A 2,501-nucleotide genomic window follows, 5' to 3' on the forward strand; every position below is an offset into this window, starting at 1 on the left:
CCGCCCAAGCCGCCCCCTTACTTACTGGCGAGAGCGGGAGCCCCGGATCGTGACCCTCGCAGAAGCCGAACGCCTGCTCGCGGCGGCACGACAATTGCCACGGCAAAGCACTCTGCGACCCGCGACCACCGCGACTCTGGTCGGATTGCTGTACACCACTGGCTTACGTATCGGAGAAGCCTTGGCTCTCGATGTCGGTGACCTGGACGCGAGGGACCGGATCCTGACCATCAAGAAGGGAAAGTTCGGCAAGAGCCGCTGCGTTCCTCTGCTGGAATCGACCGCCGAAGCCTTGGTTCGCTACGTCGAGCATCCTCTGCGCCCGTTGGGCACAGGGGCGTCTGCTCCCTTCTTCGTTTCGGGCCGCCGACGCCGTCTGGCCGACCCGACTGCGCGTGAGGCCATCTACAGCGCATGCCGTTTCTCTGGGATCCCGAAGCCCTGGCCGCGGCCGCACCACTTTCGTCACACCTTCGCCGTCAGCCGTGTTGCCGCATGGTACTCCGATGGGCGAGACGTCAATGCTCTGCTGCCTGTCTTGAGCACCTACCTCGGTCATGTCTCGGTCGAGAACACACGACGGTACCTGGTCGCCAACGGCGTGCTGTTGGAGCAAGCCGGAGCTCGATTCGAGCAGAAGACCTGTGCACTCGAGGAGGTGCTCTCGTGAAGCATGGCAAGCTCCCTGTCATTTCCCTCCAGAGGCTCGTCCAGGACTTCTTCGAGAAGTATCTGACCGTGGAGCGCCACGTCAGCCGCCACACGGTGCTGGCCTACCGTGACGGCCTCAAGCTGTTCCTCCGGCATGCTGCCGAACGGTTCGGGTGCACGGTCGATCGGCTCGAACACGCAACCCTCGACGTCGAAGTCGTCCGATCCTTCCTCGGCTGGCTCAAAACGCAACGCAGGTGCGGGGCACGCACGCGCAACCAACGGCTGGCCGCCATCAAATCCTTTGCCTGCTACGTCGCCTCCGTCGCTCCCGAACACCTGGAACGTTGCCGCAGAATCCGTGAGATGCGACCCGCCCGCGTCGAGCATCCGGAGATCGAGTACCTCGACGACGACGAAGTCCTCACGCTGTTCCGGGCGATCGACCCCATCACCGGTCATCGCGACCAGGCGCTGCTCCTGCTGCTCTACAACACCGGCGCCCGTGTCCAGGAGATCGTCGACCTCGACATCTCCGATGTGCGGCGCGACCCCGTCGCTCTGATCACCTTGCAGGGCAAGGGGCGCAAACAGCGGACCTGTCCGCTGTGGCCGAGGACGGTCAACGCCATCGATGCCTGGCTTGCAGAGCGTGACACCGACAGTGGCCCGCTCTTCCTGAACGCTCACCACCGCCGGCTCAGTCGCTCAGGCGTTGCCCACATCCTACGGACACTCGCCCAGCGTGCTGAGCTCTGTCCCCGACACGCCAAACGCGTCACACCGCACGTCATTCGCCACACGACCGCGATGCACTTGCTCCAATCTGGCGTCGACATCACCACCATCGCCGCCTGGCTCGGCCACTCCCAGATCACCACCACGCATGCCTACGTCGAAATCAACCTGCGCATGAAGCAGAAAGCCATCGCTGTGGCGGATACGTTACCCGAGCTCAACCAAGGAACTTTTCCCCAAGACGACCTCCTGACCTGGCTTGCCGCCCTCGGCCGGTCAAGTAGTTATGTGCAGGAGCCGCCGCCGATGGCACCGCTAGCCTTCAGCCGAAGCTCTCCACTCCACATAACCGGCAGCTGCACATAACATGCTTTATGTGCAGCTGCACATAAGGCATGAATAGCTATGATAATGATGACGAAGGCTCGGCATGCAGACCGTTCAGATGACCCTCGATGAAGAGCTGGTCGCCGAAGTCGACCGGGCGATCAAGGGGCTGGGTACGACTCGCTCGGCGTTCACCCGGGAGGCGCTGCGCTTCGCTCTGGCGAGGCTCCGCGAGCAAGAGCTGGAGCGCCGGCATCGGGAAGGCTACGAGAAGTTCCCGGTCGAGCCGGGTGAGTTCAGCGACTGGGAAGGCGAGCAGGCGTGGGTCGACTGATGCGCCGGGGAGAGGTTCGCTGGTATCGATTCGTGCGGCCCGACAAGAAGCGACCGGTCGTCATCCTGACCCGCGACTCGGCCCTCGGTTTTCTGGGTGAGGTGACGGTCGCGCCCCGGTCACCTCGCGAATCCGCGAGATACCGACGGAGGTCGGGCTGGACGACCGGGATGGCATGCCGCGAGATTGCGCGGTCAATCTCGATCACGTTCAGACGGTGTCCAGGGGCAAGATTGGTCCGCTGATCACGACGCTTTCGGGAGCGAGAATGAAAGAGCTCCGTGATGCTCTCCTGTTCGCCCTGGGCTTCGGCTTCGAGCCCGTCTAGCAAACCGACCCTCGGTCAGACGGAGCCTGCGAGAGATCGGTCGCCGCGGGCAGGGAACGGTCTCGCCGAGGCGCGGCGTTTGCTATGCTGCCTTCATGGCGCGCTTCTTCAACACGGCCGGAG

3 protein-coding genes and 1 pseudogene are annotated in these 2,501 nt (G+C 63.6%); all 4 read left to right on the top strand.

Going from position 1 to position 2,501, the window contains the following annotated elements:
- The first annotated feature begins 49 nt into the window (after positions 1–49).
- The 4 genes and pseudogenes from GY769_20500 to GY769_20515 all read left to right on the top strand — a co-directional run bounded on the left by GY769_20500 (position 50) and on the right by GY769_20515 (position 2,378).
- Positions 50–670, top strand: a complete 621-nt coding sequence (locus GY769_20500; GenBank protein MCP4204302.1) for a tyrosine-type recombinase/integrase — start codon at positions 50–52, stop codon at positions 668–670.
- Entirely contained in the window at positions 667–1,755 is a 1,089-nt protein-coding gene (locus GY769_20505) for a site-specific integrase (GenBank protein ID MCP4204303.1), read from the top strand. Before GY769_20500 ends, GY769_20505 begins: the two co-directional genes overlap by 4 nt.
- 64 nt (positions 1,756–1,819) lie before the next feature.
- Positions 1,820–2,050, top strand: coding sequence for a ribbon-helix-helix protein, CopG family (locus GY769_20510; GenBank protein MCP4204304.1), 231 nt, complete (start codon positions 1,820–1,822; stop codon positions 2,048–2,050).
- Positions 2,050–2,378, top strand: a pseudogene (locus tag GY769_20515) (type II toxin-antitoxin system PemK/MazF family toxin). Before GY769_20510 ends, GY769_20515 begins: the two are co-directional and overlap by 1 nt.
- Positions 2,379–2,501: the final 123 nt, after the last annotated feature.

Source organism: bacterium (genome assembly GCA_024224155.1).
Taxonomy (GTDB): domain Bacteria; phylum Acidobacteriota; class Thermoanaerobaculia; order Multivoradales; family JAHEKO01; genus CALZIK01.